This window comes from Cyanobacteriota bacterium, assembly GCA_025054735.1.
GTDB lineage: Bacteria > Cyanobacteriota > Cyanobacteriia > SKYG9 > SKYG9 > SKYG9.
Genome location: JANWZG010000521.1, coordinates 1 through 2,314, shown reverse-complemented (window position 1 = coordinate 2,314; position 2,314 = coordinate 1). Strand labels below are relative to the sequence as shown.

Below are 2,314 nucleotides of genomic sequence, written 5' to 3'. Positions count from 1 at the left end.
CCACTTGGCGCGCAAAATGCGGTTGATCACGGCTAGGGCTTCCTCTGGAGTGACATCCTTGAGCGATCGCAGGGCAGCCTCGCAGGAGTCTGCCACCATGACAATGCCAGTTTCACGGGATTGGGGGATTGGGCCGTCATAGCGAAAATCTGCTTCCAACAAGACTCTGCTGTGGTCGCGGGCAGCTAGCTGCTGAGCTTGATGGTAGAAGTAGGAGATGAGGGTAGTGCCTTGGTGCTCTGGGATAAAGGCGGTAACAGCACTGGGCAAGCCAGCTTGGCGAGCCATCACCAAACCCTGGGTCACATGCTTCTTGATGATGTCAGCACTCACCCATGGATCCTGAATAATATCATGCTTATTGACACCGCCCATTTGATTTTCGATAAAACCTAAGGGATCATGCATCTTGCCGATGTCATGGTACAGCGTGCCCGTGCGCACTAGTTCCACATTGCAGCCTAGGGTTCGAGCGGCGGCTTCTGCAAGCACAGCCACATGCAGGGTATGCTGAAAGGTGCCAGGGGTTTCTAGGGCTAGGCGTTTAAGCAACGGACGATTAGGATTGGCTAATTCCGCTAGTCGAATGGGCGTAACGATGTCAAACAGTCGTTCTAGATAGGGGCTAAGTCCTAAGGCAAAGATGCTCCATGCTAAGCCTGTGAGGCCACTCAGCAGAGCATCCCGCAGTTCAATGTACCAAAAGCCACTATACTTTGTGGTTAATAGAAAATCAGCAATGCCTTGAGCAATACCCACAACTCCACCCATGAGGGCTAGCTCTTCGCGAGTGCGTGACGAGTCTCCAAAGGGCATCCGTAATTGTCCTGCGACTAAGCTGCCTAGAATACCCCCGATCGCGCTGGGTAAGACGACTGTGATGGGAATTGTGGTACCAATAGGCAACAGGATAGTGAGGAAAACAATAGCTAGAATCCCGATCGCAGACCCATAGAAACTACCTAGCAACAGACCGATAGCCTGCATACTCGTAGAACTATCATTCACCACCAGCAGTAAAGGGGAACTCAAACTCAGCAGCAAGATCAATACATAGTCCCGCAGGCGCAAGTTGGTGTGAATACGCTGCCCAGCAAACCAGAATCCTCCCACCGTGAAACTCACCAGCCCCATGAACAGCAGAAATTTGCCCCAATGGATGCCCCGTCGATTGAGGCGAAAATGCTCCAAAATTGTCACTTGCTGGGCTGTCACCGTTTCACCCGCTTGAACAATAATTTCACCTTGGCTAACAGTGATTACATCTGGGGCTACGGCATTCACTGCCTGCTGGATCAACTCATTACTGCGCTGCTCATCTCGTTGTAGGTTAGGGCGAACGACTGCTGCTAGCAACCGATAGGCCAAGTTTTCGGCCTCTGCGGGCACAGTTTGGGATAACTGGCTGCGAATAAACGACTCTTTCATCGATTTGTCATAACCAGGATGCACCCCCTGGGCTAGGATGCGCTCCAAAGACAGCCGCACACCTTCTTGGGTAGCCAGCCAATCCGTATCTGTTAGCGACAGAAACGACCGATCGTACACTGAGTTTTCCGATGCTTGCAATTTTGCCCAAGCTGTAGCGTAACCTTTCCGGGCATCGGTGACTACGTTTAGTAACGCTGCCAATTGTTCAGGGGCTTCCGCATAGTAAAGTGCTTGTAACTCTTGCACTGCCCGCTGATAGGCATTGCTTGCAAACACTTCAGGGCTGTGGAGGGCCGTTGCTGGAATTGAACTGCCACGAGTGCTGGTGTTGAGCGATCGTAAAATTGACAACCACTCTGATTCATTCGCCTGTCGGAGGTAATCTTGAGTCGATAATGATAAGACACTGGATGCTTCAAAGGGAAACTTGCCCATCATTTGGCGAATATCGTTGCCTTGCAGCACCAGCTCCCTTAAGTTTTTTAGAATTTGCTCATTGACTTCTACATCAACTTTCCAAGCACCGGCTACTGCCTTTTCTGCCTGTTTTTGTTTTGCCTGTGTACCTGCTCGATCAATAATTTGACTAGTTTTGGGAGCACGGATGGTCTGGGGTGCGATCATACCTTCGACTAACCGTGGTTGCACGTAAAATCTGTATCCAGTTGTTACGGACATCACCATAATAGCCACTACGATTAACCCTAGACTGAGTAGCCGTCGAGATAGGCAGACCCTAGGCCTAGCCTTCACTTGGTGACAGTTGCTCATAGAAGCCACTATCCTCTGCCAGAGCCGACGGTATCGCAGTAGATGTTGAGTAGCACGTGCCATTACAGATCGTAAGCGTCGTAAATGACTAATCTGCTTGGTGAATGTTCGC

General features: G+C 50.6%; 1 protein-coding gene. It reads right to left on the bottom strand.

The window, feature by feature from the left end:
* On the bottom strand, nucleotides 1–2,202 hold a 2,202-nt coding region (locus NZ772_17665; GenBank protein ID MCS6815384.1), incomplete at its 3' end, for an HDIG domain-containing protein.
* Nucleotides 2,203–2,314 lie beyond the last annotated feature (112 nt).